Here is a 25,064-nt window from a genome sequence, read left to right as displayed (position 1 = left end):
GCGATACGCTGCGCCGGTGCCGAGGGTCCTCTACGTATCGAAGCCCATCGTGCCGCCGTGGCACGACGGCTCGAAGAACCTCGTACGCGACGTGGCCACGTCGCTGACGCGGCATCGCGCGACGGTGCTGACGAGCGAGGGCGTCGCGCCACCGGACGGCGTCGACGGTCTCGTGGCGTACGGCGATGCGGCGCGGGGACGGTTCGCGCCCACGCTGCGCGCCAACGCGCGCGTCGCGGCGGTGGTGGCCGCGTCGACGGGGCACTCGATCTGGCACTTCGTCTTCGCGCCCAACTGGCCGTCGTCGTCGGCGTCGCGCATGACGCTGGTGGCGGGGCGCCTTCGCGGCGTGCGCCGCGTGGTGCAGACCATCGCGAGTCGACCGAAACACTTCAGGAGCGTGGGGGCTCTCTTGTTCGGGGACGTGGTCGTGTGCCTGAGCGAGTGGACGCGCGGGCGTTTTCTCGCGGCCGGCGTCGATGGCCGGAAGCTCGTTGTGGTTCCGCCGTGCGCGAGGCCGCTTCGCGATGTGGCGCCGGAGGAAGGCGCGGCGCTTCGTGAGCGCCTCGACGTAGGCGACGCGCCGCTCGTGGTCTATCCGGGCGATCTCGAGGTGAGCCGCGGCGCGCGCTCGGTCGCGGCGGCGATCGCTGCCCTCGCAGGCCGCGTTCCGGAGGCGCGGGTGATCTTCGCGTGTCGCGCGAAAACGTCCGGCGCGGTGGCCGCGGAGCAGGCGCTAAGGGCGTCGCTCACGCAAAGCGGCGTGCTCGACCGCGTTCGCTTCGTGGGTGAACTGCCCGAGCTGGCCGTGCTCCTCGCGGAGGCGAGCGTGGTCGCGCTCCCGGCCGACGATCTCTACGGCAAGGTTGACGTTCCCCTCGCGGTGCTCGAAGCGCTCGCGCTCGGCGTGCCGCTGGTGCTCGCGCGCGGCGGGCCACTCGAGACGGTGACGACGGCGAGCTTCGTCGACGCGGCCGACACGCAGGGCCTCGCCGACGCGCTCGCGCACTTGCTCGAGTCCGACGCCGCGCGCGCGGAGCAAGCGGCAGCGGGCAAGGCGCTCTACGCGCGCGTGTTTCGACCCGAGGTGGTCGCGGCGCGGTACGAGGAAATCTACGAGGGGTAGGGGGACGCGGGGCGTGGGGCGTGCTTGCGCGCGTGCGTCGTCATTCGCGCGTGCCACGTGCCACCGGTCCTGGGTTCCTTTTTCGCCCCGACGACGCAACTTCGATCGCATCGCCGCCGATATGACGTTCATGACGCTTCCCCGTCAGGTCGTCGCGGGTCGCACGTACCTCACCAGTCGGCGCTGCACGCAGCGGCAGCACCTGCTTCGTCCCGATGCGCGCGTCGAGCAGATCTACCTCTACTGCCTCGCGGAAGCGTGCGAGCGCTACGAGATCACGCTGCATGGCTTCATCGCGATGAGCAACCACCAACACCTGCTCGTGCGCGACAACCTCGGGAACTACCCCGAGTTCTTCGCCCACTTTCACAAGATGACCGCCAAGGCGCTCAACGCCTACTGGGGTCGCTGGGAAAACCTCTGGGCCACCGAGCAGCCCAACGCCGTCTACCTTGTCGAAGCCCAAGACCGCTTCGACAAGCTCATCTACCTGTTTTGCAATCCCGTTGCTGACCACCTCGTTGAGCGAGTCGCCGAGTGGCCTGGCGCGTCGTCGTTCGGCCAACATCTTCGCGGCACGACGAGGACCATCAAGCGCCCATGCGGGTTCTTTCGCGAAGACGGCCCGATGCCGCGAGAGGTGACCCTTCGCATCGAGCCCATTGACGGCTTCGAGCACCTCGCGGCCAAGGAATGGACCGACAAGGTCGCCGCTGCGGTCCGTGCGGAAGAGGATGCCGCGAAAGCGCAGCGCGCAAAGACGGGTCGACGCGTGCTCGGACGCAAGGCCGTGCTCGGCACGGCGCCGACGAGCAAGCCGCGTACCGTCGAGCCTCGCCGCAAGCTCCGGCCCCATGTGGCCTGTCGCAACAAAGAGCGGCGCGTTCACGAGCTCTCGGCGCTCCGCGGCTTCCGAAAGGCCTACCGCGACGCACGACTCCGATGGATCGGAGGAGAGAGGCGCACCGTGTTCCCAGAGGGAACCTATCGCTTCGCTGCCTTGGGCGTGCGCTGCCAAGGCGCCGCGCAGAAGTAGACCTCGGTCACCGCACCCCGCACCGCCGGCACCGGCCGCGCCGATCTACGAAGGCGCCACGCGCGGCTCGCCGCTCGCGCGCGCGTGCGATGGGAGCACTCCGGCCAAAGGGGACGCGCCTCGTGGTCCACAGCGCTCGCACGAGCATCGCGCTTCGCGTCGAGCTGTTCTGTGGGGCGACTTGGGACGAGATCGCGGACTTCGACGACGCACTACCGCATCCTCGGTGCCGCTCGCGCAGCGGCACCGCAGCCCCGCGGAAATCAACCCAGGTCCGGCCGGTTGGGCCGGCATGCCCACGGAAATCAACCCAGGTCCGGCCGGTTCATTCGCGGAATGCAGCGGTCGGGAGGCGACGCCTTAGCCAATCCGTAACCTTGCCGGCGGCGCCTTCGTCGAGGCGCGTGAACATGTTGGCGCGCATGGTCGAGCCGCGACTGGCGTTCAAATAGTAGGCGTTGACGCCGATGACCTCACCCGTGGGGCGCAAGAGCGGACCCCCGGAGTCGCCGGGGCACAGCGCCGCTTGGCGGAGCGATGAGCCCGGCGAGAAGAAGTAGCTCGCCTCCAGACCTGGGCGAAACGCATCTTCAAAGTCGGCGACCTCATCTGTCTCGATTGAGCGGAGCGACACGACCGCACCGGGGTGCGAGCGCAGTTCGTCGTCGCCGATCCATCGTGGACCGCTTCGCGTGCAGCCGTAGCCCAACGTGAGAATGTCGGTGCCGGCTGTGATGCGAGTCACATCGACCGGCGCGGCGGTGGCGTCGGGGATGTCGTCTTCGGTCTCGAGGATCGCGATGTCCGGAACCCGTCGATGTCCCGGCAGATCCCAGAAGCATTGGCTCGTGCGGCACGCGTCGATGACGAACCGTGGCACGGAGATCTTGGCCACCTTGATCGGCACCCAGCGATCGCGAGTCGCCGAGCGCACGCGCAAGCGAAGAGGCCCCTTCCACTGTTCGCCGTGCTCACACGGGGTTGGCGTGTCGTCGTCGGGGTCGGTTGCCGGCTGCGGTGCGCAGTCGGTGGCTCGGTCGTCGGGGGCGGCGAGCACGCAGTGCGCCGCCGTGAGAATGTGCCGGGGCCCTACCTTGGCGGCGGTACAGAACGAGGTCTCTCGGTTGCCCAGCTCGACGACGGAGCGGAGGTCTCCGGTGGCCACTGGCTCGCCGCGGATGAGTTCGCTGCCCTGAGCGTCGGAGCTTGAGCTCTGCTCACCGGCGCATCCGAGGGTGGACGCCAGGGACGCAACGAAAAGAGCCGCCCAGCGAGAGGAAGCATTTCTCACGGGCTCCCCAGAGCACCGGCTGTGCCACGTCGGCTCGTGCCGACCCGACGGTCTTTGCGGGGTGCCGAAATCGGGCCTGGCCGGCCTCACGGAGGGCGACGACTCAGATGGGGATCTCGAATCGCTCCGAGCCGGCGAGTTGTGCGGGTGGCCGTGCGAGGAAGGTGCCCTCACGCGCTGTTCGTAACAGTTGCGCCGCCGGCCAAACTTAGTGCCGGCAGCTGCGCCCCCGCTCCCCAACGAAGCACTTCGTACACGGCCGAGCGCGCTTGCGTCACGGATGCCTGCGTCTCAGTGACGGCGGGGAGCGTCTCCTTGTCGAGAGGCGACGCTTCGTTGTTCGAAGGCCGACCCTTGCGTTCGGAAACACGGCCGTCGCGTGCGTGGAGATGGCTCTCGCGCGCGCAATCGTGACCGTCGTGCACCAAGGAGCACGCGCGTGTTGCGACGCGCTCGGCGCTGCGACGATGCGCAATGCATCGCTTCCGATCGCGTAGGCAAGCCCGCCCGCAACTGGACGAATTGCTCGCAAATTCAGCCTCCGTTTTTCGTCTCGGGGGGGCCGCTCTTGAGACGGATGTCGTCGTGCTCGGGCGCGCGGGCGTCGTGCATGCGCGCGCACGCGTGCACGTTCGCGCGCGGCCCTGCGCCGCCCCGCACGAGGGCTGCCCTGTGAGCAACGAAACCAGCGCCATCGGCGCCCGAGCGATTCCGCTGGTTTGTGAAGGTGTCCCCGCCGAGAGCGAAGCATGACTCTCCGAGCATGAAGGTGCCGCCCGCGAGCGCGGAGTGCCCGCTCAGAAAACAAAAGTGTGCGCGCGGGGGAGGGAAGCGCGCGCACTGATCGAAGAGGACGCGTCTCCAGAAGACGTACCGCCGGCGCAAGCGCGCAGGGCTTTGCATCGCGGTACACGACCCCGTTTCGACAAAATCCGTCTCCTTGTCGGCGAGTGGCGTCTCTTTGTCGGAAGGTGAACCGCCGCGCTCGAGACCGACGCCTTCCGCAACGGCCGGACACACTTCCGTCGCGAGCGCCTCGGCCTCGTTTTCGGCCCGGCGACCTTCCCGCTCGGAAAGTCGAGGATCCGCCACGGGTTTCGATGCTCCGTTTTTCGTCTCGGCAGGCACCTCGTCGAGCGACGCGGCTTCCGTCTCGTGAGACCGCCGCTCGCGGGCGGGCGAGGGGCCTTCGTTGCTGGCGGTTGGGCCTTCACGAACGGACCCTCAAGGCATTTCCGCGGTCTATGAAGGCGCGTCTGCCGACAACGAAGCTTCCGCTCCGGAGCGCGGGCGTTCACGCCCCACGACGCAAGGCGCTCGTCCGGACAACGAAGCACCGCGCCCGCGCAAGGAAGGCTCTCCTGCGCACACGGAAGTGGACGCCGCCGTTTATGGAGGCGCTCGCGCCGTCACGGAGCGTTGGTCACTCGAGCGGGAAGCGCGTCCCCTGTCGCGCAAGACGTTGGCTCGATCACGCAAGGCCGGCGGGCCGTCGCGGATGCATGCGCTGCCGCGCGGGGGTGCAGACCGGCGACATGGGTGACAGAGCAGACCGGAGACACAGGCTACAGCCCGAGAGACCGGCGCACTGACCGGCAAGAGGGCCCCCGGACCGGACGATGAGCGCCCTCGACCGACTTGGGGAAATCGTCCACGTTCGTGATCGCGAGGAAGCGGTCTTCGTCGAATGCACGAGATGCTGAAGAGAGCGACACGGCGCCAGAAGCGCGCTGAACGGTCTCAGAAGGACTAAGCTCGGCGGCGCCACTCGAGGCCGTGATGACTGATCAGACCACTGCTCGTGATCCGATTGAGGAGCCGCTCGCCGAGGCGTTGGCCGTGGTTGAACGCGGCGACGCGGAGGGAGCCGTTCGGATGCTCCAGAGCCTTCTGCAGCGCTTTCCCAAGAGCGGTCGCGCTTGGCTCGCCCTTGGGGCTATCTGGACGGACCCCCTCAAGAACGCGGAGGGCGCAGTTGAGTCGTTCACGAACGCGACAATCCTTGACCCTCAGCACCAAGTCGCGTCAGTGGCCCTCTTTCATGGCCTCATCGCCGTCAATCGCTTTGATGGGGCTCTGGCCGAGGCGCAGCGGTTCCTGGCACTTCATGAAGCCGGCGTGCCCTTGGACTCGGACCACCTCGCGACGTACCGTGACATCGTCAGCGACCCCGAGGGCATGAAGCGAGACCTGCTCGCGCATGGCTACCTCGGGAGTCGCCCGGCCGTCGCAAGCAGCGACCGGGGTCGGTGAGATGCAACGGGGCATTGAACGTGAACGAAGAGGGCGGCGCGGCCGATCACGCCGACGTGCTGTTGGCTATTGCTCAAAGCAATAGAGCCGGAACGATGCGCTGGAGCAGACGCCGGCCCCTCCCAAGACGCACGCGTAGGACCAATCGGAGTTGGTGGCCGTCCAGTCGCCGAAACCCACCTGGTCCTGGGTGTCAGCGGTCCATTCGGTGCAGTCGACGTAGGGGAACGGTTCTCCAGGCCAACTCAGGCGTGTCCCATCGGGTTTGAGGCCCGTCCAAACGCCGTTATCGAGCGAGCAGCGCTCGGACGAGGAGATGGACTCGGCGCCGCGCCGGTCTCCGTCCGTGAAATCGGAGCAGCAAGAACTCCGTCCGCAAGGTCAGCCCAGCTGTTGGCAACCACGACATCGTCCACTCGAACGTATGGCCCACGCGAGTGGAGGAACCGCGTGGCGGGGGACGTGACCCACGCCTTGAAGCGCCCGCCGATGTGTGCCGCGTCGGCGAGGCCCTGGCACTTGGCATCCGCGCCCGCGGTTCCCCCAAGCAGCCCGGTGTAGGTTGCACTCGTGACGAACACGCGCTTCTTGCAAACGTTGCCCGAACAATGAGCCGCGAGGCACTCGCACCCATCGGAGGGATCGCCGTTGCAGTCGATGTAGTCGACGCTGGAGCAGCCGAGAAACTTACAGACGCCAGCTACGCAGGCGAAGCCTGCCTCGGGAAGACCGCACGCCCTCGCGCAGGCGCCACAGTTCTGTGGGTCGCTCGACGTGTCCGCGCAAAACCGCCCGCGCTCCGGCGCCGAACAATATGCAAGTCCGAGGCAGAGCGGTGTGCAGTGACCACCGATGCATGCTTCGTACGGTTGGCAGGACTTTTCGCATGCGCCGCAATTCGCCGCGTCAACCGCGAGGTCGGCGCAGACCAGACCACCGGAAGGCGCGCGGCAATGCGTGCTGCCTGGAGTGCATTCCGGCGTGCAAACGCTGGCCACGCAACTCTGCGTAGCGCCGCAAGCGGTCCCGCAGGTTCCGCAGTTTGCTGGGTCATTCCGCACGTCGGCGCAATACGCTCCGCCATCGGCGCTGCAGGTCGAGAGCGGTGATGCACATTCAAGGGCGCATGTGCCGGATCGACAAAGTTCGCCCGCCGCGCAGCTCCTCCCGCATGCGCCGCAGTTGGCCGGGTCTACACTCGTGTCAACGCACCGTGGACTGCCGGCGTCGAATTGCGAAGTGCACCCTGTGGTGCCGGCCGGGCAATGCAGCATGCAAGCGCCCGCCGTGCACTTCTCGTCGCTGGAGCACGCCACGTCGCACTGACCGCAGTGCTTGTTCTCGACCTGCGTGTTCACGCACGCATCACCGCAAGCGCGCTTGGTAGATTCGCAAGTCATCACGTCAGCCAGGTGTATCGCGGCTTCGGGTCCGGTTACATCGAAGCCGGCCTCCACCGCCGAAGCGTCCAGGGCATCGTGCGCTTCGAGCCCATCGAGTGACGTAGCTCCACAGTTCACGAGTGCGACGCCGACGAGGCCAAGCATCGCTAGCGTAGTGGTGAGCCTGATGCTTGTCGCGGTCATTCCCATCGGTAAGTTGGCGCAGTCGGTCGATGTCGGGTCCACACTGGTGACGTTCCAACGTGGACACAGCGTCGGATCACAGGGGTGCCCTTTGGCCAGGTCGCGCGCCGCACGTTTGCAATGGCTGAGGCTTGCAGCCGCGTGACCTGGTCGGCGTTGAGTTGGGGGCCGTGCGAACGACGGCACCCGCATCCGCACGTAGCTTGGCATGAGGCGGCGTTGCGCTCCAGCCCGCAGGACGCCGCGCTTCTTGAGCGGAGACGCGAACCCCCGCGCCCCCTACGCCGAGAACGTCGCCCAGGCGCCGCTGACGACGTTCTCCTGGCGCTCCTTCACGCTGACGCGCATCGCGATCTTTCCTGGCGCGACGATGTACCCGTCGGTGACGAGCGTGTCGCCGGGCCACACGGGCTTGCGGAACTGACACTCGAAGGCCGTGAGCTTCCGCGCGTCGCCGCCGCAGGCGCCGAGGATCGCGTGGCGAACCATGTGCCCGTACGTCGCGAGGCCGTGCAGGATGGGGCCGCGCTCGAAGCCGACGGTCTTCGCAAACTCCGGATCGGCGTGGAGCGGGTTCACGTCGCCCGAGAGGCGATAGAGGAGCGCCTGCTCGGGGCTCGTCTGCTGCTCGATGTGGAAGTCGGGCGTCGTGTCGCTCGGCGGAAGGCTGATGCCGGTGTCTTCGCGCGGCGGGGGCTCGCCACCAAAGCCGCCTTCGCCGCGGCAGATGATCGACGACGTGGTCGTCGCCAACGCTTCGCCGCTCTCCGACTCGATGGCCGTGTCGATGACGACCTGCGCCATCTTCTTCATGTCGTAGATGCCGCGGACCGTCGAGCGCGACACGACCGTGGCGCTCGGCGCGAAGGGCTTGTGCACGCGCACGCGCTCGCCGCCAAAGACGACCATCTCGAAGTTCGCGTTGGTCATCCGCAGCGCCTCGAACATCGGCGCGAACTCGGGCACGACGGCGAAGCTCGGGAAGACCTTCGGGCCGCGACCCTCGAAGAGGTAGTCGAGCTCATCTTTGCGCGCGCCGATGCCGAGCGCGTAGAGGACTGCGTCCTTCCACGTGTACGTGAATCGGTGGGCTTCCGTGACTTTCCCGCGAGCCTGTAGGTCGAGCGCCATGGGGCGTCTTTCGCGCGCTCGTGGCGGCGCGTCAAGCCGCGGCAAGGGCCCGTCGGCCCGCACGCACTGCTCGGCGCGCCGCTCCTGGACGCCGCTCGCCGGACGCCGCTATTGAGACTGCGCCCGCGCGACGCGCAGGGGATTGAGCGGACCGTCCTCGGCGGGCGCCTCGCTCACCACGTTGTATTCGCACTCGCCCGCGTATTCGGCGGCCTCCGCCTCCGAGGCGATGCGGAGCGCGTCGTTGCCGATGTTGATCTCGTGCTGCAAGTGAACGCGCTCGCCGGCCGCCAGCGTGAGCGTTCGATCCGACGCGTCGGTGCCGCCAGCCACGCTGATGCGGTGGCGCCCCGGCTCCGCGTGCCAACAGAAGTACGAGTGGGCCGAGGTGGCGCCTACGAGTTGACCGTTGTCGCGCACCGGAACCGTGAGCAATGCGCCGAGGCTCGTGGGCCGGAAGAGGCACACGGTCGCGACGTCAGGCCGCGGCGGACCGAGCGCTGGCACGGGCGGCTGAGCGACGGGCCTGAGCGCATAGCTGGAGCAGCCCATCGCTGCGAAGGCCGAAGCCACAAGCCACGCGAAGGCCAACGGAGCGCCGAAGAGCGGGGGCGGGGAGCGCATGCTGCCGGCTCGATAGCACGTCCCGTACCGCGCGGGCCGCACGGAGAATTGCGGGCATTGCGCCGCGCGCGTGAACGCCGCGACACAGACGGGCTGCGCAAAATCGTCAGCGAACCGTGTCGGTGGCGCGCTTCGGCAGAAGCTGACGGAGCTGCCACGCGCTCGTGTAGGTCTTCTCCTGGACCTCGTTCAGCTTCTCGCGGAGCCGCATGCCGAAGAAGGCGGCGACGAAGATGCAAACGAGCGCGCTCAAGAGCTGAAGGTGGAGGCCGGCGCCGATCTTGGAGGCGCCGAAGACGATCTCGGGGCGAATGATGTGGAACGTGGCGAGGAGCCACGGCGCGAGGACCGACAGCGACGTCGCGACGAAGGGAACGAAGCGGCGGTTCCTGCGCATGGCGAGCGTGAAGCCCATCGCGAGCACCGTCGCGAAGGTGGCCGTGAGCGCGAGTGAGTGGAAGACCAGCGTCGTCATGCTGACGGCCAACGCGCCCAAGATCGGCTCGACGACGTGCGAATAGCCGTCGGGCCGCGGCTTGATGGCGACGGCCACGAGGACGCTGCCGGCGGCGCTCCACGTGAACGCGTTGGCCAAGAGCGCCTCGAGCGTGCCGATGCCCGCGAGGTAGAAGACCGGCAGGAGCAAAACCCACGCGAAGAACCCCAGCGCGCCCGCGACGGCGCGCGTCCGTTGAAAGCTGCGCTCGGCGCCGTGCATCTCGGCGCGCGCGTCCTTGGCATCTCCTTGGGGCCCTCCGTCATGAGCGAGACGAGGGTGCGAAGCGCCGCCGCGTTCTCCGGATCGAAGGCCAAGGCGCGACCGACCGACGAGAGCGCCTGGCTGCGGGCCTCAATGGCACCCTCGCCGCCCTTCTGGGCGCGTTCGCGGAACGCCTGGGCGATGGTCGCGTGCTTCTCGGACATCGCCCGCCGGAGCGCCAGATCGCGGTCCCCTGCCATGTACGCGTCGAGCGCGTCGTGAAGCTCCTTCACGGTGGCGTATCGCTCGCTCGGATCGCACGCCGTCGCCTTCATGCAGATGGCGTCGAGCTCCGGCGCGATGTCGAGGTCGGGCGCCGCGGCCGACGGTCGCACGGGCTTGCCCACGAGGGTTCGCTCGAGCAGTTGGGCCCGCGTGCCGCGGTGGAGGGGGCGGTGCGTGAGCAATTCGAAGAGCGTCGCGCCGAGACCGTAGACGTCGGTCCTAGCGTCGATGGGCTGTTGGCGAATTTGCTCCGGTGCCATGTACCCAGGCGTCCCGCCGCCCGAGTTCGAGCTGACGTCGCGATCCGGGTCGGCGTGCGCAGCGATACCCCAGTCGAGGACGTAGACCTCACCGAACGAGCCGAGCATGATGTTGGCTGGCTTGATGTCGCAGTGAAAAACCGCGCGCATGTGTGCGTAGTGGACCGCGAGGCACACGCTCTCGAAGGCGACGAGCAGGCGATGTTGGCTGTGGTCTGGCGGCGCGGCGTCGCCGTCGTTCCGGAGGCCCTTGATGATTTGCTCGAGGGTGAGGCCCTGCACGCGGCGCATCGTGAAGTAGAGCGAGCCCGTCTCGTCGGTCCCCATGTCGTAGACGGGGACGATGGCCGGGTGCTCGAGCTGGGCCTGCGCGAGCACCTCACGCACGAACTGAGCGCGGTCCTGCTTGAGCGCGGCGCGCTCGGGACGGATCAGCTTCATGGCAACGGGCCGGCGGACGCGCCGGTCCACGCAGAGGCGAACCTCGCCCATTCCGCCTTCGCCGAGGACGGCGGAGAAGTCGTAGCGATCGCTTTCGGGCAGCTCGTCGAAGCTGGGGTCGGGCACGTCGCTGTGGGGCTTGGCCCGCGTGTGCTCGCCGGATTCGAAGGCGAACGCTGTCCCGCGAGCGGAGGTCGCTCCGGAGATCGGTCCCTGTTCCACGGGGCTGCGAGGGGGGCGACGCGCATGCCTCCCTCGAAGCAACGGGTGTGCCCTCGCGAGGGAGGGGAATCCTGCGGGGTTACGGCCCGCGCCTTGGATCGCCTGGAAAAATCCGGTCCGAGGCTGGCTCGGGGGCAAGCTGGCCAGGCATCCCACATGCGCCTTCGCGAGGGCATTTCGGGCATGGCCCGCGAATTGGGAAACTCCGCACGCGACGCGATGTCAGCAAGGCCGGAGCTCGTGCGCCGCAACCGGCCCGATTCGCTCCTCTTGGAGGAAACGATGACGCGCACTCGCGCCGCCACGGTGACGTTCGCCTTCGCTTTGACTTTCGCGCCTGCCCTTGCGCACGCCGAGGGCCCGGCGCGCCTGCCCTTGCGGACGGTGCGCTTCTACGAGGTGGGCGTCGGATACTTTGAGCGCAAAGGACAGCTCGACGGCGCTTCCACGCTGACCTTGCCGCTCCCCACGTCGCAGCTCGACGACGCGCTCAAGAGCCTCGTCGTGCTGTCGAGCGACGGCAAAGCGCGCCTCGCGGCCGTCGAGTTCGACAGCACCGTGGGCCCCGAGCTCGGACGAGCGCTCGCGGGCCTCGAAGGCGTCTCGGAGGCGCCGCTCGACTGGGTGCGCGTGCTTCGGAGCATGAAGGGCGCCGACGTCGCGGTGCAGACGCGCGGCGACACGATTCGCGGGCGCCTCGTTGACGTGCTCGACGCGTCGGCTGACGAGCGCGGCGAGTGCGTGGAGCCCATTCCACAACAGGTGAGCGTCAAGGCCGGTGAGGGCGTGAGCGGTCACTGCCGCGCCCTCGCAAAGAGCGCCTCGCTGGTCATGCTCACGTCGGAGGGCTCGCTCAAGCGGATTCGAAGCACCGAGGTCCAGGGCGTGAAGCCCCGCGACGCGGGGCTCTCGGATCGGCTGCGCACCGCGCTGTCCGCCGTGGTTCCGGGGAGCGATCAGCTCTCGCGGGGCGTTCGCGTCTTGGGGACACCGGGGAGCCAGGTGACGCTCGGCTACGTCACGGAGACTCCCGTGTGGCGCTCCACGTACCGCGTCGTCTTTCAGGGGGCGAAGGCCGCGCTCCAAGGCTGGGCCCTCATCCACAACGACAGCGACGAAGCCTGGCGCGGCGTGCGCGTCGAGTTGGTCAACGGCCGGCCCGATGCGTTTCTCTATCCGCTCGCGGCGCCGCGTTACGCTCGTCGCGATCTCGTCACGCCGGAGAACGCGCTGTCTACCGTTCCGCAGCTCTTGGCCGATGGTAGCCCCGATCGCCAGTGGCGCGGCGAAAGCGGCGGTCTCGGACTCAGGGGCGTCGGTGAAGGCGGCGGCGGGCGAGGGGAGGGCATCGGCCTCGGCACGATTGGGACCATCGGTCGCGGTTCGGGCAGCGGTGTCACGAAGGGCACCAACGGCGCCAGCGATGCGCCGAGCACGGAGCTGAGCGTCGGCAGCCTCGCGGGGGTCGCCGGCGCGACGGGCGCCGCCTCGGAGGCTCTCTTCCGCTACTCGCTGCCGGACGCCATCGATCTACGACCTCACGGCTCGGCCCTCGTGCCGTTCCTCTCGCAGGCGTCGTTCGCGGCCAAACGCGTGACCTGGTTCGCCCACGCCGGCGAGACGGGGCGGAGCGCGGCCCGCCTTCAGAACGACACGAACCAGACCATGCCGCCAGGGACGTTGGCGTTCTTCGCCGACGGGGGCTTCGCGGGCGAGACGCTCCTCGAGCGCCTCAAACCCGGCGACGTGCGCGTCCTCGGCTTCGGTGTCGACCTCGACGTGTCGCTGGACGTGGCCGATACCGTCGAAAGCGAAGAGGTTCGTGCGGTGAGCTCCGACGGCGCCGCGCTGACCGAGCACTTCGTGAAGCGGCGAATCCTCACGTGTGACCTCGACAACCGCTCCGGCACGGCGCGCGAGGTCTACTTCACGCTTCCCGTGGTCGACAACGCGCGCGTCGTCGGCGCCGATGCCCTCGACTTTGACACGCAGGCGAAGACGCCGCTCGCTCGCTTCGACGTGGCACCGAAGACGACGCTCAGCAAGACCCTTCGCGTTGAAGAAGGGCTGCGCCGGGCTCATCCGCTCGCGACGTTGACGCGCGAGCTCGTGGCGCGCGTCGCGGCGTCGCCCAAGCTCGCCGAGCCGCAGAAGCGGAGCCTGGGGCAGGTCGCCATGTTGCTCGGCCGAGCAGAGGCGTGGCGCGTGGAGAAGGACCGCATCGCAGCCGAGCAGAAGACCGCCCTGGACGACATGAAGCGCCTGCGCGAACACATGGCCGCGGGCCGCGGTGACGACAAGGAGCCCTTCGCGGCGCGCATCCTCGAGGTCGAGGATCGCCTGAAGGTCATACGCACGAAGGTGGCGGCGGCCGAGCGCGCAGAGGCGACGTTGCGAGAGCTCGTCGCCGCGGAGCTCGTACGGCTCAAGAAGGCGTGAGCCTCTCTTCGGAGACGGCGCGCGCCATGCGAGAGACGGCCTCTTCAAGGAGCGCGCGCGACGTCGCGATGTTGAGGCGCGCGAAGCCTTGGCCGCCGGGGCCAAACGTTGGGCCGGGCGAGAGCGCGACCTTGCCTCGTTCAAGAAAGACGCGCGACGGGTCGCGCGTCAGCTTGAGCGCGCGGCAATCGAGCCACGTGAGGTAGCCGGCCTCCGGCGGGCGGTAAGCGACCTCCGGGAGCTCTTTCGCGAGGAGCTCGCCGAGGAGCGCCCGGTTGCGCTCCAAGATCGCGCGCGCGCTCGCGAGCCAATCGGCGCCGTCGCGGAAGGCGGCCTTGGCGGCGAGCACCCCCAAGTGCCCTGCGTGGTAGGGGAGCTCGGGCGGCAGTCGCGCCACGACGTCTCGCGCCTCCGGCGACGTCGCGATCACGAGCGCCGCCTTCAGGCCCGCCAAGTTCCACGCCTTCGACGCGCTCGCCAGCGTGATGCCGCGCCGCGCGGCGGCCTCCGACACCGTGGCGAAGGGCACGTGTGCCGCGCCGCTGAGCGTGAGCGGCGCGTGGATCTCGTCGGAGACGACGAGGACGCCATGCTGATCGGCGAGCTTCGCGAGGGCCTCGAGCGACGCGCGGTGATGAACGATGCCCGTCGGGTTTTGGGGTGAGCAGAGGAGGTGCATGCGAGCGCCGGCGGCGAACGCTCGACCAAGGCCTTCGAGGTCGAGGCACGGGCGGCCGTTGTCGGTGGCGAGCGGCACTTGAACGAGCGTGCGACCGAGCTCGCGGACCGTCGAGGCGAAGGGCGAGTAGACGGGCGGATCGATCACGATGGCGTCGCCGGGCGCGGTGGCCACGCGCAAGAGCTCCGAGACGCCAGTCATCACATCGGGCACGACCTTCACGTCCGCGCCGTCGACGACCCAACCGTAGGCGCCCTTGGCCCATGCCGCGTAGCCCGCGCCGAGATCGCCGGGGTACGCGTAGCCGCAGTCGTGCTTGGAGATGGCGTCGTGCAGCGCGCGCGTGATCGGTTCGGCGAGCGGGTAGTCCATCTCGGCGACCCACGCGGGCAAGACGTCGTCGCCGTAGACGCGCCATTTGGCGCTCTGGCGTTGCCGAAGCTCGGCGAGGGTGATGGCGTCGAAGGGGTGACTGTTCACGGCCGCACTATAGGGCGATCTTTCCAGGCGTGCTTGAGGCTCGGCCCTGAGGGTTTGCCAGCACGGATGGTCGCGCTATACGAGGCCGCCGAGCGGGGCCTGCCGCGGGGCGAGGGCATTGATGAGGAAGCGGTTGGTCCTTCTAGCGTGCGTCGTGACTTGCGGTTGCCGCGGGCGCGCCGAGGAGACGCGCCCCGTGCCGGTGCCGCGCGCGGCGCTCGTGCTGGCGACGTCGACGACGCTCGAGCCAGCTTCCGCGTCGTCCATCGACGCGGGGTCGGGCGCAGCCGCGCGGCTTGGCACTTCGGTCGCAACTTCGCCGTGTGGCGAGATGGTCCACGTTCACGGCGACTACTGCCCGACCGTCGAGCACAAGTGCCTCGCGTGGCTCGACCCGCCGGGCGACCGCTACGAGCACTTCCGCTGCGCGCGTTACGCTCGGCCGGCGACCTGCAAGGCGCCGCGGCGCTCACTCGACTTTTGCATCGCGCGCACGGAAGAGCACGATCCGGGGACGCTCGTGCCGGTCAATCGCGCGTCGTGGACCGAGGCGACGCGCATCTGCCGCGCCCAAGGCGCGCGCCTGTGCACTGCGTCCGAATGGCAGTTCGCGTGCGAAGGCGAAGAGATGCGGCCTTACGCCTACGGCTTCGAACGTGACTCGTCCGCGTGCAACGTCGACATCGCCGCGGGCCTCGGACGCGTGGGGCGGCTCGTCGACCATCGCGTGGCTGTGGGCTCCAAGCCGCGATGCACGAGCGCCTTCGGGGTCTTCGACATGGCGGGCAACGTGGACGAGTGGGTGACGCTCGAGGGGCTGCCGCGCGGCACGCGCGAGGTCATGAAGGGCTCTTGGTGGATACCCGGCAAGCACACCTGCCGAGCGCAGCAGGCCGGCCACGGCGACAGCTATGGAGGCACAGAGACGGGCGTGCGTTGCTGCCGCGACAGCAACGCGACGTTGGCCAGTCGTTAGCAGCCCCTTGGCACACGGTGGCACCGAGCGCGCCGTCCATCGCTGGCAAACTAGTGTGCGGAGCCTCTGGCACGCGAGGTGCCTCGCGGCGGCGCATGAACGCACGACTCGGCCCCGCCCTTGTGGCTTTGCTTTCGTTGGTCGTACCGGTGGCCTGCGGCGCCGTGAGCGACGGCACCTTGCCAAACACGTCGACCGCGGACGGCGGGGCTGCTGACGGCGCCGCCGGCGCCAGCCTCGCGAAGTCCACCGATGTCGCGAAGGGCGCGGACGCTTCGGCCAAGGCGGACGCGGCGGCGTCATGTGCAACGGCAAAGGAGGGCCAAGCGTGCGGCAGCGAGGGCCAGATGTGCACGCCATCGCCGTGCAACGACCCGTGCCAATTCTGCAACATACTGTCTTGCCAATCGGGCACTTGGCAGAGGATGGAAGCGTTCCCGCTCCCGCAAACCGAGTGCGCACCCTCGTTCGCGTGCGGTTCGTTCACGTGCAAGCGCGGTGAGTTTTGCGTGGCGCGCCACTCGGGTCCGATGCCTCTCGAAGGCGGCTCCGGTGTCTCGTACGAATGCGTCGACCTTCAAACGACCTGCGGCGGCGGCTGCGCTTGCGCCCTGTCCGCCGCCAAGTTGCTGAACCTCGCGTGCACGCCGACGACCTGCGACGCGCCAGCCGGAGGGCCGGTCGTCCAGTGTTACGGCATCTGAGTGACGTTCCCGCGTGACCGTGCGACCGTTCGCGTCGCCCTTTGATTTGGTTCCTCGTCACATTCGTGGGCTTCGCGGTGCTCGCCCCGTTGGCCGTGTGGCTCGAGCGTCGCGCGGGGGCGCCGGCGCGGCCGAAGAGCGCGCTCCGCGTCGACCTCGCGTTTTGGCTCATCACGCCGCTCTTCACGGGGACGCTCGCCAGGCTCTTCACCTTCGGCGTCGTGGGGCTCATCGGCGTGGCCTTCGGCTTCGGCACCGACGGGCCGGGCTTCCTCGCGCGCATCGAACGCGCGATGCCCTTCGGCCGGATGCCTTGGGCTCTGTCGTTCGTCCTTGCCGTCGTCTTCGCCGACTTCGTCGGGTACCTGAGCCATCGGCTCCGCCACCGCGGTCCCTTCTGGCGCGCCCACGCGGTGCATCACGCGCCGCGCGACTTGGTCGCGCTCTCGGCGGCTCGTCTGCACCCGCTCGATGAGATGCTCGACGCGGTGCTCGTCGGCGTGGCCGTGCTCTTCGTGGGCTTCCCCATCGGAGTCTTCGCCGCGCTCGGGCCCGCCTTCTTTCTGCATACGCTCCTCCTTCACGCGCGCCTTCCCTGGACCTTCGGGCCGCTTCGCTTCGTCTTCGTTTCGCCTCTGAACCATCGGCGTCACCACGCGAGAGAGCAGCGCCTCGCGAACTTCGCGGGCGTGCTCTCGCTCTTCGACGTGCTCTTCGGGACGTTCGACGACGCCCCAGCGCTCGCGACGGGCCTCAGCGGACCAGGGGCCGATCGCGAGGTGGACCGCGTGGGGCACTGGCTGGTCCGCCCGTTCAAGACCTCGTCGTGACGGGGCCTTCGACTTTCGGCTCATCGGGATTCGTGCAAGCCTCCGCCGATGAAGTCGACGCGAATCGCAGCGCTCTCGGTGGTTACGGCTTGTGCGGTGTTCGCGGCGTGCGGCGACGACACGGACAACGAGGGCGGCGGCGCCGACGCAGGGACGCTCTTCGACGCGGCTTCCAGCGGCGACGCGACGACCTCCGCGGATGCCGCGAAGTCCGACGCTGCGACCGGGACCGATGCAACGGTCCCCGATGCGACCGTCCCTGACGCGGCGAGCGAGGGCGGCGGTGACGCGGCGTTTGGCGATGCGGCCAATGACGCGGCGACGCCCGACGCAACGCCGGACGCGGCGACGCCCATCACGTACGCGAGCTGCAAGGCGGCCTTGCTCGCAGTGCCGCAGGCGACGAGCGGCAGCTACTTGATCGACCCCGATGGCGTCGGCCCCCTCGAGCCGCTCAACCTCTATTGCGACATGGCCTATAGCGGTGGCGGCTGGACGCTCATCTTTTCGAACATCGCCGACCACTTCATCCTCGATCCGGGTGACGCGGGGAGCGACGCCGCGGCCGACGCGGCGTTCTATCTGCGAGAGCCTGCGCCCGGCCGACTCGGCGCCCTAAAGGGCCCCCATGCGCAGGCCTTGGCCCTCGGAGCGACGCTCGCGCACGTCCGAACGCCCTTTGCCGCTGGCGCTGAGATTGATGGCGGCGCCGACGCCGGCTTCATCACAAGCATCGCGCCTGGCGACGGTGGACCGTCGCGGGCCATTGGCAACCTCCGCACGCTCGCGCTGATGAACGCCAACGGCGACGGCGGCTTCGCGTCCGATTGGACCGGGCCGTTTGCAAACGCGGCACACCTGAGTTTCTTGATCGGGGGAGTCTGCCCCAACGTCAACACGACCACGTACCCGCAGATCTACTGGGCGTGCAACAACTTCACCGGCCTCCACGTGGGCATCGGCGGCGCGAAGTGGGAATTTATTTCGATCCCGGCTCCCAGCGTCGACATGCAAGTCTACGTTCGCTGACTTAGCCCCCCCTCGTGCTGTCGCGCATCCTCGTGTGGTTGGCCCTTGCCGGCGTCCTCGCGCCCTTCATCGTCTACGCGGCGCGCGACGCCATTTATCACTTCGGCCCCCGCAAGCCCGGCGCCGCCGAGAACCTCGTGCACCTCACGCTGGGCGCGTCGCAGGTGCTCTTCATCGTCGGCGCCTTTCGCGCGAACCTCGCGCAAGAGCTCTTGGGGCTCGTCTCCATCGCCGTCTTCGGCGTCATCGATGAGTTCTTCTTTCATCGAGACCTTCCGCCTGCCGAGACGGATCTTCATGCGAAGGCGCACATGTTCCTCTTCGCGTTCGTCGCCGTCGCGCTGGCGCTGAACCACCTTCCGCCCCTCTTGACGTCGTGGCCTCCGTCTTGGAGCGCGTCCTGATTTCCATCGACGAGCGCCACTACCAGTGGGGGTACCCCGTCACGGCGACCGTCGCGTTGGTGCTCGCGGTCCTCGTGCCGACGCACCGGCACGTGGCGACGGCAGCGCGGCGGCACTACGTCGTGCTCCAAGCGCTGACGCTCCTCGGCGCCATCATCGGCGCGAAGCTCGCCTTCCTGGCTGGCGATCTCGGCTGGCCCCTCCATCACGTGGGCTGGTCCGAAGTGCTGTTCTCGGGGCGTTCGATCACGGGCGGACTCCTCGGCGGCTTTCTTTCGGCGGAGCTTGGCAAGCGTGTGCTCGCCTATCGCGAACTCCCAAACGACCACTTCGCCGCCAAGTTGCCGCTCTCGATTGCCATCGGTCGCGTCGGTTGCGTTCTCGCGGGCTGCTGCGCCGGCGTGCCCGTGGCCCCGGGCCCGCTCGCGGTCGTCTACTCCGATGGCGTCGCGCGCTTCCCGGCGCAGCTCATCGAGCTCGCGTTTCAGGTGGCGGCCTTCGGCGTTCTCGCGGGCGTCGTCCGCCGCGGCGCGCTGCGAGGCCGGGTCTTCGCCACGTACATGATGGCGTACGGAGCCTTTCGCGTCGTCGTCGAGGCGTGGCGCGTAACCCCCAAGTCCATCGCCGGCGCCTCTGGCTACCAGTGGCTTTCGCTCGCCTTGGTGATGGCCGGTGCCTACTCCTTTGCGTGGTACTCTCGCGCCGCACGGCGAGCCCCAGCGATCCATACCGAATGAACGCCCCTAAGAAGTCACTGCCACCGTGGTTCGTCATCTTGCTCGGCCTCTTGGCGGTTGTGGGCTTCATCGTCGTGGCTGGTTTCGGACTCATTCTCTTCACCTGCAGTCGGCACTGAGCCCGCACGGAGCCCATGCTGCGCGGACCGAAGCTCCTCTGGCACGACACGCTCGTGGCGCATCCCGAGACGCACGCCTGGGTCTTGAGCCTCTACCGCGCCGGCGAATTTCATCCGCAGACCGTGGACGACTATTTTCCGTCGTGGGCGGCCCCGACCGACGAGCTTCGCGTCGCGATGGAGCGCCACGCCGCCGACGAGGGGCGCCACGTGCGCATCTACGACCGGGCCATCGCTCGCCTAGGTGTTCCTCGCGTCGAGTTTTCGGGGCGCGACGTCTTCAACGTCGTCATTCGCCACGAGACCTCGGCGGCCTTCGCCGTCACTCAAGAGGACGCGCCCGACGTGCGCGTCACGAAGGTCGCGCATTTTCTCGCCCACGCGCACCACCTCGAAAAGCGTATCGCGCGGTCCCTCGAGTTTCACTTGGACGCGTGCCATCGCATAGGCGCCTCCGCCGTCGCCGCGGCGGTCCAGGCGGTGCACGGCGACGAGGAGCGGCACGCGCGCTACACACGCGAGGCGGTCTTTGATCTTCTTCCACGCCCTCGCGCCCTCGCCACGCTGGCCATGCATCGGGCTGCCGAGCGGCGGGCGCATTTGGCGTTCTCGTCTCGGCAAGTACGCTCGTTTCTCAGCACGTTCAAGCGGAGGGGCACCCTTCGCGACCGCACGCTCTTTCGCGCCGCGGCAGCCATGATGGAGTCGGCGCATGACCTCCTCGATTGATTCAAGTGCGCCGCCGGCGAAACGCCGCGTCTCACTCCTCGGCGGAGCGCCGCCCGAGGTGTCGTCGCTCGGTCTTGCGCGGGCGGAGGCTCAGGCCTTGGGGGCCGTGGCCGCTGCGTCGCACTTTGCGGTGACCGAGCTGCACATGCCGCTCAAGACCACCGTGAGCCTGTGCGGCGACTGCCTCACGTACGTGCCGGCCTTCGTATACGAGCAAGGCGGCCGCGTCCTCATGGCGAAGGCCTGCCCGCGTCATGGCCGGGCGACGGCGGTCGTTGAAAACGACGCCCGCTTCTATTTTCTTGTCGAACAAGGATCGCAACGGTCGCGTGTACGCCAAGGAGCGCATCTTCGAGATCCCCGAGTGGTCGACGCGATCGTCGTCGAGCGCCGGCGCTGCCACTTCCAGCAGCTGCTGCGAGGGCGGCGCGTGCGAGCCCGCGGGGCAGGCGTTGGGGCCCGGCGCGGACCAGTCCGCCAACAAGACGTGCACTGTTCTCATCGAGGTGACCGACGCGTGCAACCTCGCCTGTCCCGTCTGTTACAGCGACGCCAAGGGCGACAAGAAGCTGCCGCTCGAGGCGTTCAAGACGTACCTCTCGGCGCTCGTCGAGCAAAAGGGCGGCCTCGACTCCGTGCAGCTCACGGGCGGCGAGGCGCTCCTCCACCCTGAGTTCTGGGAGCTCTTCACGTTCGCCGTCACGCACCCGCGCATCAAGAAGGTCTACCTGCCGACCAACGGGCTCTTGCTCCGACGCGGCGACCTGCTCGAGAGGCTCGCGCGGCACAAGGACAAGCTCATGGTCCTCCTGCAGTTCGACGCGCTATCGGACGCCGCCGACGCGTCGCTGCGTGGGGCGACGCCCGGTCGCGCGCGCCTCCTTGTGCTGGCGCGCCTCGGCGAGTTGGGGATCCACACGCAGCTCACCATGACGTTGGCCCGCGGCGTCAACCTTGACGAGGTCGGTGACGTCGTCGCCTTGGCCCTCAAGCACGAGCACGTGAAGGTCGTGGCGATGCAGCCGGCGGCGTACTCGGGGCGCTACGAACTCGACGCGAGCCCGATGGACCGGCTCACCCTCTCAGACATCGTCAAGGCCATCGCGAAGAGCGGCGCCGCGCGCACGAAGGAGACCGACTTCGTTCCCATTCCCTGCAGTCACCCTGCGTGCGGCTTCATCACGCTGTTCGCGCGCCGCTTCGGCCTCGTCGCCAACATCGCGCGCCACGTCGACCTGGCGCGCGCCATGGATACGGTGGCATACCGCACGCTCCTCTCCACCGACGAGCTGCGGGGCGCGCTTCGCGACTCAGCGCCCAACATCGTGCAGCGTGCCGCTGTGGCTATCGGTGAGAAGCTCGTCCGCTCGACCGATGTGTTCACCATCGCCATCAAGCCGTTCATGGATCGCCACAACTACGATCAAGACCGCGTCGAGAGCTGCTGCCACCACATGCTCGATACGAAGGGCAACCTCCGCTCGTTCTGCGAATACAACGCGCTCCTCCGCCAGACGGACCCCTTTACCGTGCCCCTCCGCGAGGCGCTCGCTTGAGCGAGAGCGCGAGCAAGAGCGGCACAACGGCCGCCGGGCCGTAGAGGGCGAGGGCCGCCCCGCTGTCGGCGAAGAGGCCCCCGAAGGTCCCATGCCGGAGCGCGTCGACCACGAGGTACGCGGCCACGAGCGCGCCCGCGACGAGGGGCACCGCGTCGCCGAGCACGAGGACCTGCCGTGCGCGACCATGGCCCCGCGCGAAGAGCACGAGGCCCGCAAAGACGAGGAGGGCGCCGAAGCCGAAAACGCCCGTGATGACGAGCGACATCTCTCCGCCGACGAGGCCGATGAAGGCCCAAAAGAGCGCCGCGAGCACGTGCACGAGGAGCACGCCGACGGGCAGGCGGTCGCTTGCGGGGGTCGCGCTCACGAGGGGTCGCTCACGGGCCTGGCTTACGCCGCCGCCGGCCGGGCCTCAAGGCGCCTCTCGCGTTGCCGCCGGGCGCCGCGCCTTGTAGTCGTTGTCCGTCATGGGAAGGCGAAGGCGCGCGCTCTTGGACCTCGCGCGCCGCCTCGTGTCGCGTATCGCGAGGCGCCTACGCGCCAAGGCGGGTCGCAGCCCGAAGGGTGCGGCGCCGGCAAAAAACGCGGAAGTGCCCCGTGAGGTGCAGCAAAAAGCGGGCTATAAAGAGCCCCTGGTTGGCGTCGGCCACGAGGTCGCGCCCGAGGTGTCTTTCATGTCGACCGACAACGGAATTTCTCCCGAGCTCACCAAGACGGCGAACGACGTTCGCGCAAGCTTCCTCTCGTATTTCGCCAAGCGCGGACACGAGGTGGTGCCCAGCGCCTCGCTCGTGCCCCAGAGCGATCCGACGTTGATGTTCGTCAACGCCGGCATGGTGCAGTTCAAGGACGTCTTCACCGGCAAGGAGTCGCGGCCCTACAAGCGAGCCGCCTCGAGCCAGAAGTGCATTCGCATCAGCGGCAAGCACAACGATCTCGAAAACGTCGGCGTGACGGCGCGCCACCACACGTTCTTCGAGATGCTCGGCAACTTCAGCTTCGGCGACTACTTCAAGGAAGAAGCCATCGTGAGCGCCTGGGAGCTTCTCACCAAGGAGTGGCGCCTGCCGGAAGACCGGCTCGTGGTGACGGTCTTCGGCGGTGAAGACGGCCTCGCCGCCGACGACGAAGCGCGCGCCTTGTGGCGCAAAGTCACCGGCATGGACGACTCGCGCATCGTCGGCATGGGCATGAAGGACAACTTCTGGCAGATGGGCGAAACGGGCCCCTGCGGCCCATGCTCCGAGATCCACGTCTTCCTCGGCGACTCGCCCGACGTGTCGCTGCTTGGCCAAGAGCCCGACGACAAGGGCCGCGGCTGGATGGAGATCTGGAACCTCGTCTTCATGCAATACGAGCGCACGCTGGCCGACGGCGCCTACCGGCTCGATCCGTTGCCGGCGCCCTGCGTCGACACCGGCTCAGGCCTCGAGCGCGTCGCCAGCGTCCTTCAGGGCAAGCTCTCGAACTACGACGGCGATTTGCTCCGAGCCCTCGTCGATAAGGCGTCCGACATCAGCGGCAAGCGCTACCACGCGTCGCTCGCCGACGACGACGTCTCGATGCGCGTCATCGCCGACCACGCTCGCACGGCTGCGTTCCTTATCGCCGAGGGCGTGTTTCCGGACCGTGCAGGCCGCGAATATGTCCTTCGCCGTGTCATGCGTCGCGCCATTCGGCACGGTCACCGGCTCGGCATTCGCGCGCCGTTCCTCCACGAGGTGTGCCTCGAGACGGTGCGCCTCATGGGCGGCGTGTACCCGGAGCTGGAGGCGCGGCGCGATCTCATCGCCAGCGTCGCCGAGCAAGAGGAGGTCCGCTTCCGCGCGACCATCGATCGCGGCCTCAAGATGCTCGACGACGAGATCGGCTCGCTGAAGGACCGAGGGAGCAACAACATCAGCGGCGAGACGGCCTTCAAGCTCTACGACACCTACGGCTTTCCCCTCGACCTCACCGAGGTCATCGCCAAGGAGCGAGGCATCGAGGTCGACACCGCCGGCTACGAGGTCAAGCTCGCCGAGCAACGCGCGCGCAGCGAAGGCAGCAAGGTCGGCGACGAGGCTGTGCAAGACGTGTGGCGCGAGGCCCTCGAGCTCGTGCCTGGTCGCGCTGTGAAGTTTGTCGGCTACGAGCGCGAGAAGGCGGAAGCCACGGTGGTCGCGGTGGCCAAAGAAGGTGCCCTCGTCGACGGCGTGTCGGCCGGCGACGAAGTGACCTTCGTCTGCGACGCGACGCCCTTCTACGGCGAGTCCGGCGGCCAGGTCGGCGATCGCGACGTTGCCACCACCGAGGGCGGGGCGCGCCTCGTGATCACTGACACGCAGAAGCCCATGACGGGGCTCTTCGTGCATCGCGCGACGGTGGCGGAGGGAACGCTCAACAAGGGCGACAAGGTCCAGCTCACCGTCGACCACGACCTTCGGACCGCGACGCGACGCAACCACTCGGCCACGCACCTGCTTCACTACGCGCTTCGCACCGTGCTCGGTGAGCAGGCGACGCAGAAGGGCTCGCTCGTTGGCCCCGACCGGTTGCGCTTCGACTTCGCCTACCAGCGCGCGCTCACGCCCGAAGAGCTCGTGCGCATCGAAGATCTGGTCAACGACAAGATCATGCTCGACGCGCCCGTCGAAACGGAAGTGCTGCCCATCGACCAGGCGCGCGCCCGCGGCGCGACAGCGATCTTCGAAGAGAAATACGGCGACGTCGTGCGCGTCCTTACGATGACGAAGGACTCGGTGGAGCTCTGCGGCGGCACGCACGCGCGAGCCCTCGGCGAGATCGGCCTCTTCAAGATCTTGAGCGACGGCGGCGTCGCCGCCGGCGTTCGGCGCATCGAGGCCGCTACGGGAAAGAACGCGCTGGCCTATGTGCGCAAGCTCGAGTCGACGCTCAAGGCGGCGGCGCACGAGCTTCGCTCTTCACCGGACGCAGTGCCGGAGCGCGCGCAGAAGCTCTTGGAGCACGGCAAGGAGCTCGAGAAAGAGATCGCCGACCTGAAGCGCAAGATCGCGATGGGCGGCGGCGGCGGCGGCTCCGGCGGCGGCGGCTTCGACGCCATGCTCGAGGGCGCGCGCGAGATCCCCGGCGGTAAGGCGCTCTCGGTGCGCGTCGACGCGGCCGACGCGGCGACGCTGCGCGAAGTGGCCGAGAAGCTCCGCGACAAACTCGGAGAGGCCGTGGTGCTCGTGGGTGCCGTGCAAGGACCGAAGGCCGCCCTCGTGCTCACCGTCTCGAAGGGACTCACGGCGAAGTTCAAGGCTGGCGATCTCATCAAACATGTCGTCGGCATCATCGGCGGCTCGGGTGGCGGCAGGCCCGACATGGTGTAAGTCGGCGGCACCGAGGTCGACAAGCTCGACGCGGCGCTCTCAGCGCTTTACGGCCTCGTGAGCTGAGCGCGCCTACCGGCCTACCGGAG

22 protein-coding genes are annotated in these 25,064 nt (G+C 68.4%); 13 read left to right on the top strand and 9 right to left on the bottom strand.

What is annotated here, in order from left to right:
• Positions 1-16 precede the first annotated feature (16 nt).
• Both IPG50_39045 and IPG50_39040 read left to right on the top strand, forming a co-directional pair.
• The gene (locus tag IPG50_39045; protein ID MBK6698142.1) at positions 17-1,126 is read left to right on the top strand and encodes a glycosyltransferase family 4 protein; all 1,110 of its coding nucleotides are present in this window, start codon (positions 17-19) and stop codon (positions 1,124-1,126) included.
• A 130-nt stretch (positions 1,127-1,256) separates the two neighbouring features.
• Positions 1,257-2,162 carry a transposase gene (locus IPG50_39040; GenBank protein MBK6698141.1) on the top strand — a complete coding sequence of 302 codons (906 nt, stop codon included), beginning with the start codon at positions 1,257-1,259 and terminating at the stop codon, positions 2,160-2,162.
• A 325-nt stretch (positions 2,163-2,487) separates the two neighbouring features.
• On the opposite strand, the gene IPG50_39035 is transcribed toward IPG50_39040, so the two are convergent.
• Positions 2,488-3,453: a trypsin-like serine protease gene (locus IPG50_39035; protein MBK6698140.1), complete on the bottom strand. Its 966-nt coding sequence runs from the start codon at positions 3,451-3,453 to the stop codon at positions 2,488-2,490.
• 1,779 nt (positions 3,454-5,232) lie between these two features.
• Between IPG50_39035 and IPG50_39030 the strand changes: the two genes are divergently transcribed.
• Positions 5,233-5,706 carry a tetratricopeptide repeat protein gene (locus IPG50_39030; GenBank protein MBK6698139.1) on the top strand — a complete coding sequence of 158 codons (474 nt, stop codon included), beginning with the start codon at positions 5,233-5,235 and terminating at the stop codon, positions 5,704-5,706.
• A 245-nt stretch (positions 5,707-5,951) separates the two neighbouring features.
• On the opposite strand, the gene IPG50_39025 is transcribed toward IPG50_39030, so the two are convergent.
• The 5 genes from IPG50_39025 to IPG50_39005 all read right to left on the bottom strand — a co-directional run bounded on the left by IPG50_39025 (position 5,952) and on the right by IPG50_39005 (position 10,955).
• Positions 5,952-7,109, bottom strand: a complete 1,158-nt coding sequence (locus IPG50_39025; protein MBK6698138.1) for a hypothetical protein — start codon at positions 7,107-7,109, stop codon at positions 5,952-5,954.
• Between the two features lie 462 nt (positions 7,110-7,571).
• Positions 7,572-8,423: a MaoC family dehydratase N-terminal domain-containing protein gene (locus IPG50_39020; protein ID MBK6698137.1), complete on the bottom strand. Its 852-nt coding sequence runs from the start codon at positions 8,421-8,423 to the stop codon at positions 7,572-7,574.
• 108 nt (positions 8,424-8,531) lie between these two features.
• Positions 8,532-9,047 (bottom strand): hypothetical protein, encoded by a 516-nt coding sequence (locus tag IPG50_39015; protein MBK6698136.1) that lies wholly within the window; start codon positions 9,045-9,047, stop codon positions 8,532-8,534.
• A 106-nt stretch (positions 9,048-9,153) separates the two neighbouring features.
• Complete coding sequence (locus tag IPG50_39010) at positions 9,154-9,522, bottom strand: hypothetical protein (protein ID MBK6698135.1); 369 nt, start codon at positions 9,520-9,522, stop codon at positions 9,154-9,156.
• On the bottom strand, positions 9,519-10,955 hold the full coding sequence (locus IPG50_39005; GenBank protein ID MBK6698134.1) for a serine/threonine protein kinase: 1,437 nt from the start codon (positions 10,953-10,955) through the stop codon (positions 9,519-9,521). The genes IPG50_39010 and IPG50_39005 overlap by 4 nt, the downstream gene beginning before the upstream one ends.
• 282 nt (positions 10,956-11,237) lie before the next feature.
• Between IPG50_39005 and IPG50_39000 the strand changes: the two genes are divergently transcribed.
• Positions 11,238-13,394, top strand: coding sequence for a hypothetical protein (locus IPG50_39000; GenBank protein ID MBK6698133.1), 2,157 nt, complete (start codon positions 11,238-11,240; stop codon positions 13,392-13,394).
• Here IPG50_39000 and IPG50_38995 read toward each other — a convergent pair.
• Positions 13,381-14,580 carry a pyridoxal phosphate-dependent aminotransferase gene (locus tag IPG50_38995; GenBank protein ID MBK6698132.1) on the bottom strand — a complete coding sequence of 400 codons (1,200 nt, stop codon included), beginning with the start codon at positions 14,578-14,580 and terminating at the stop codon, positions 13,381-13,383. The two genes, IPG50_39000 and IPG50_38995, sit on opposite strands and share 14 nt — an antisense overlap.
• Positions 14,581-14,749: 169 nt before the next feature.
• On the opposite strand from IPG50_38995, the gene IPG50_38990 reads away from it, so the two are divergent.
• The 7 genes from IPG50_38990 to IPG50_38960 all read left to right on the top strand — a co-directional run bounded on the left by IPG50_38990 (position 14,750) and on the right by IPG50_38960 (position 20,081).
• Complete coding sequence (locus tag IPG50_38990; GenBank protein ID MBK6698131.1) at positions 14,750-15,529, top strand: SUMF1/EgtB/PvdO family nonheme iron enzyme; 780 nt, start codon at positions 14,750-14,752, stop codon at positions 15,527-15,529.
• A gap of 95 nt (positions 15,530-15,624) precedes the next feature.
• Positions 15,625-16,233, top strand: coding sequence for a hypothetical protein (locus IPG50_38985; protein MBK6698130.1), 609 nt, complete (start codon positions 15,625-15,627; stop codon positions 16,231-16,233).
• Positions 16,234-16,274: 41 nt separating this feature from the next.
• The gene (locus tag IPG50_38980; GenBank protein ID MBK6698129.1) at positions 16,275-17,063 is read left to right on the top strand and encodes a sterol desaturase family protein; all 789 of its coding nucleotides are present in this window, start codon (positions 16,275-16,277) and stop codon (positions 17,061-17,063) included.
• A gap of 48 nt (positions 17,064-17,111) precedes the next feature.
• Positions 17,112-18,092 (top strand): hypothetical protein, encoded by a 981-nt coding sequence (locus IPG50_38975; protein ID MBK6698128.1) that lies wholly within the window; start codon positions 17,112-17,114, stop codon positions 18,090-18,092.
• 14 nt (positions 18,093-18,106) lie between these two features.
• Positions 18,107-18,496 carry a hypothetical protein gene (locus tag IPG50_38970; GenBank protein ID MBK6698127.1) on the top strand — a complete coding sequence of 130 codons (390 nt, stop codon included), beginning with the start codon at positions 18,107-18,109 and terminating at the stop codon, positions 18,494-18,496.
• The gene (locus IPG50_38965; protein MBK6698126.1) at positions 18,469-19,233 is read left to right on the top strand and encodes a prolipoprotein diacylglyceryl transferase; all 765 of its coding nucleotides are present in this window, start codon (positions 18,469-18,471) and stop codon (positions 19,231-19,233) included. Before IPG50_38970 ends, IPG50_38965 begins: the two co-directional genes overlap by 28 nt.
• A 134-nt stretch (positions 19,234-19,367) precedes the next feature.
• Complete coding sequence (locus IPG50_38960) at positions 19,368-20,081, top strand: hypothetical protein (protein MBK6698125.1); 714 nt, start codon at positions 19,368-19,370, stop codon at positions 20,079-20,081.
• 90 nt (positions 20,082-20,171) lie between these two features.
• Here the strand turns inward: IPG50_38960 and IPG50_38955 are convergent, their stop codons facing one another.
• On the bottom strand, positions 20,172-20,315 hold the full coding sequence (locus IPG50_38955) for a hypothetical protein (GenBank protein MBK6698124.1): 144 nt from the start codon (positions 20,313-20,315) through the stop codon (positions 20,172-20,174).
• 68 nt (positions 20,316-20,383) lie between these two features.
• On the opposite strand from IPG50_38955, the gene IPG50_38950 reads away from it, so the two are divergent.
• A complete protein-coding gene (locus IPG50_38950) occupies positions 20,384-21,637 on the top strand; it encodes a radical SAM protein (GenBank protein MBK6698123.1) in 1,254 nt (417 codons plus the stop codon).
• Here IPG50_38950 and IPG50_38945 read toward each other — a convergent pair.
• On the bottom strand, positions 21,606-22,007 hold the full coding sequence (locus IPG50_38945; protein MBK6698122.1) for a hypothetical protein: 402 nt from the start codon (positions 22,005-22,007) through the stop codon (positions 21,606-21,608). The two genes, IPG50_38950 and IPG50_38945, sit on opposite strands and share 32 nt — an antisense overlap.
• Positions 22,008-22,314: 307 nt before the next feature.
• On the opposite strand from IPG50_38945, the gene alaS reads away from it, so the two are divergent.
• The gene (gene alaS / locus IPG50_38940) at positions 22,315-24,975 is read left to right on the top strand and encodes an alanine--tRNA ligase (protein MBK6698121.1); all 2,661 of its coding nucleotides are present in this window, start codon (positions 22,315-22,317) and stop codon (positions 24,973-24,975) included.
• Positions 24,976-25,064 lie beyond the last annotated feature (89 nt).

Source organism: Myxococcales bacterium (genome assembly GCA_016703425.1).
Classification (GTDB): Bacteria; Myxococcota_A; Polyangia; order Polyangiales; family Polyangiaceae; genus JADJCA01.
This window is presented reverse-complemented; position numbering and strand designations above follow the sequence as displayed.

Bases quoted from the DNA above. Each gene is read 5' to 3' on its own strand.
- IPG50_39040 (MBK6698141.1), top strand. From the start codon at position 1,257: ATGACGCTTCCCCGTCAGGTCGTCGCGGGTCGCACGTACCTCACCAGT.
- IPG50_39030 (MBK6698139.1), top strand. From the start codon at position 5,233: ATGACTGATCAGACCACTGCTCGTGATCCGATTGAGGAGCCGCTCGCC.
- IPG50_39020 (MBK6698137.1), bottom strand. From the start codon at position 8,423: ATGGCGCTCGACCTACAGGCTCGCGGGAAAGTCACGGAAGCCCACCGA.
- IPG50_39015 (MBK6698136.1), bottom strand. From the start codon at position 9,047: ATGCGCTCCCCGCCCCCGCTCTTCGGCGCTCCGTTGGCCTTCGCGTGG.
- IPG50_39010 (MBK6698135.1), bottom strand. From the start codon at position 9,522: ATGACGACGCTGGTCTTCCACTCACTCGCGCTCACGGCCACCTTCGCG.
- IPG50_39000 (MBK6698133.1), top strand. From the start codon at position 11,238: ATGACGCGCACTCGCGCCGCCACGGTGACGTTCGCCTTCGCTTTGACT.
- IPG50_38985 (MBK6698130.1), top strand. From the start codon at position 15,625: ATGAACGCACGACTCGGCCCCGCCCTTGTGGCTTTGCTTTCGTTGGTC.
- IPG50_38975 (MBK6698128.1), top strand. From the start codon at position 17,112: ATGAAGTCGACGCGAATCGCAGCGCTCTCGGTGGTTACGGCTTGTGCG.
- IPG50_38960 (MBK6698125.1), top strand. From the start codon at position 19,368: ATGCTGCGCGGACCGAAGCTCCTCTGGCACGACACGCTCGTGGCGCAT.
- IPG50_38955 (MBK6698124.1), bottom strand. From the start codon at position 20,315: ATGAGGACGCGGCCGCCTTGCTCGTATACGAAGGCCGGCACGTACGTG.
- alaS (MBK6698121.1), top strand. From the start codon at position 22,315: ATGTCGACCGACAACGGAATTTCTCCCGAGCTCACCAAGACGGCGAAC.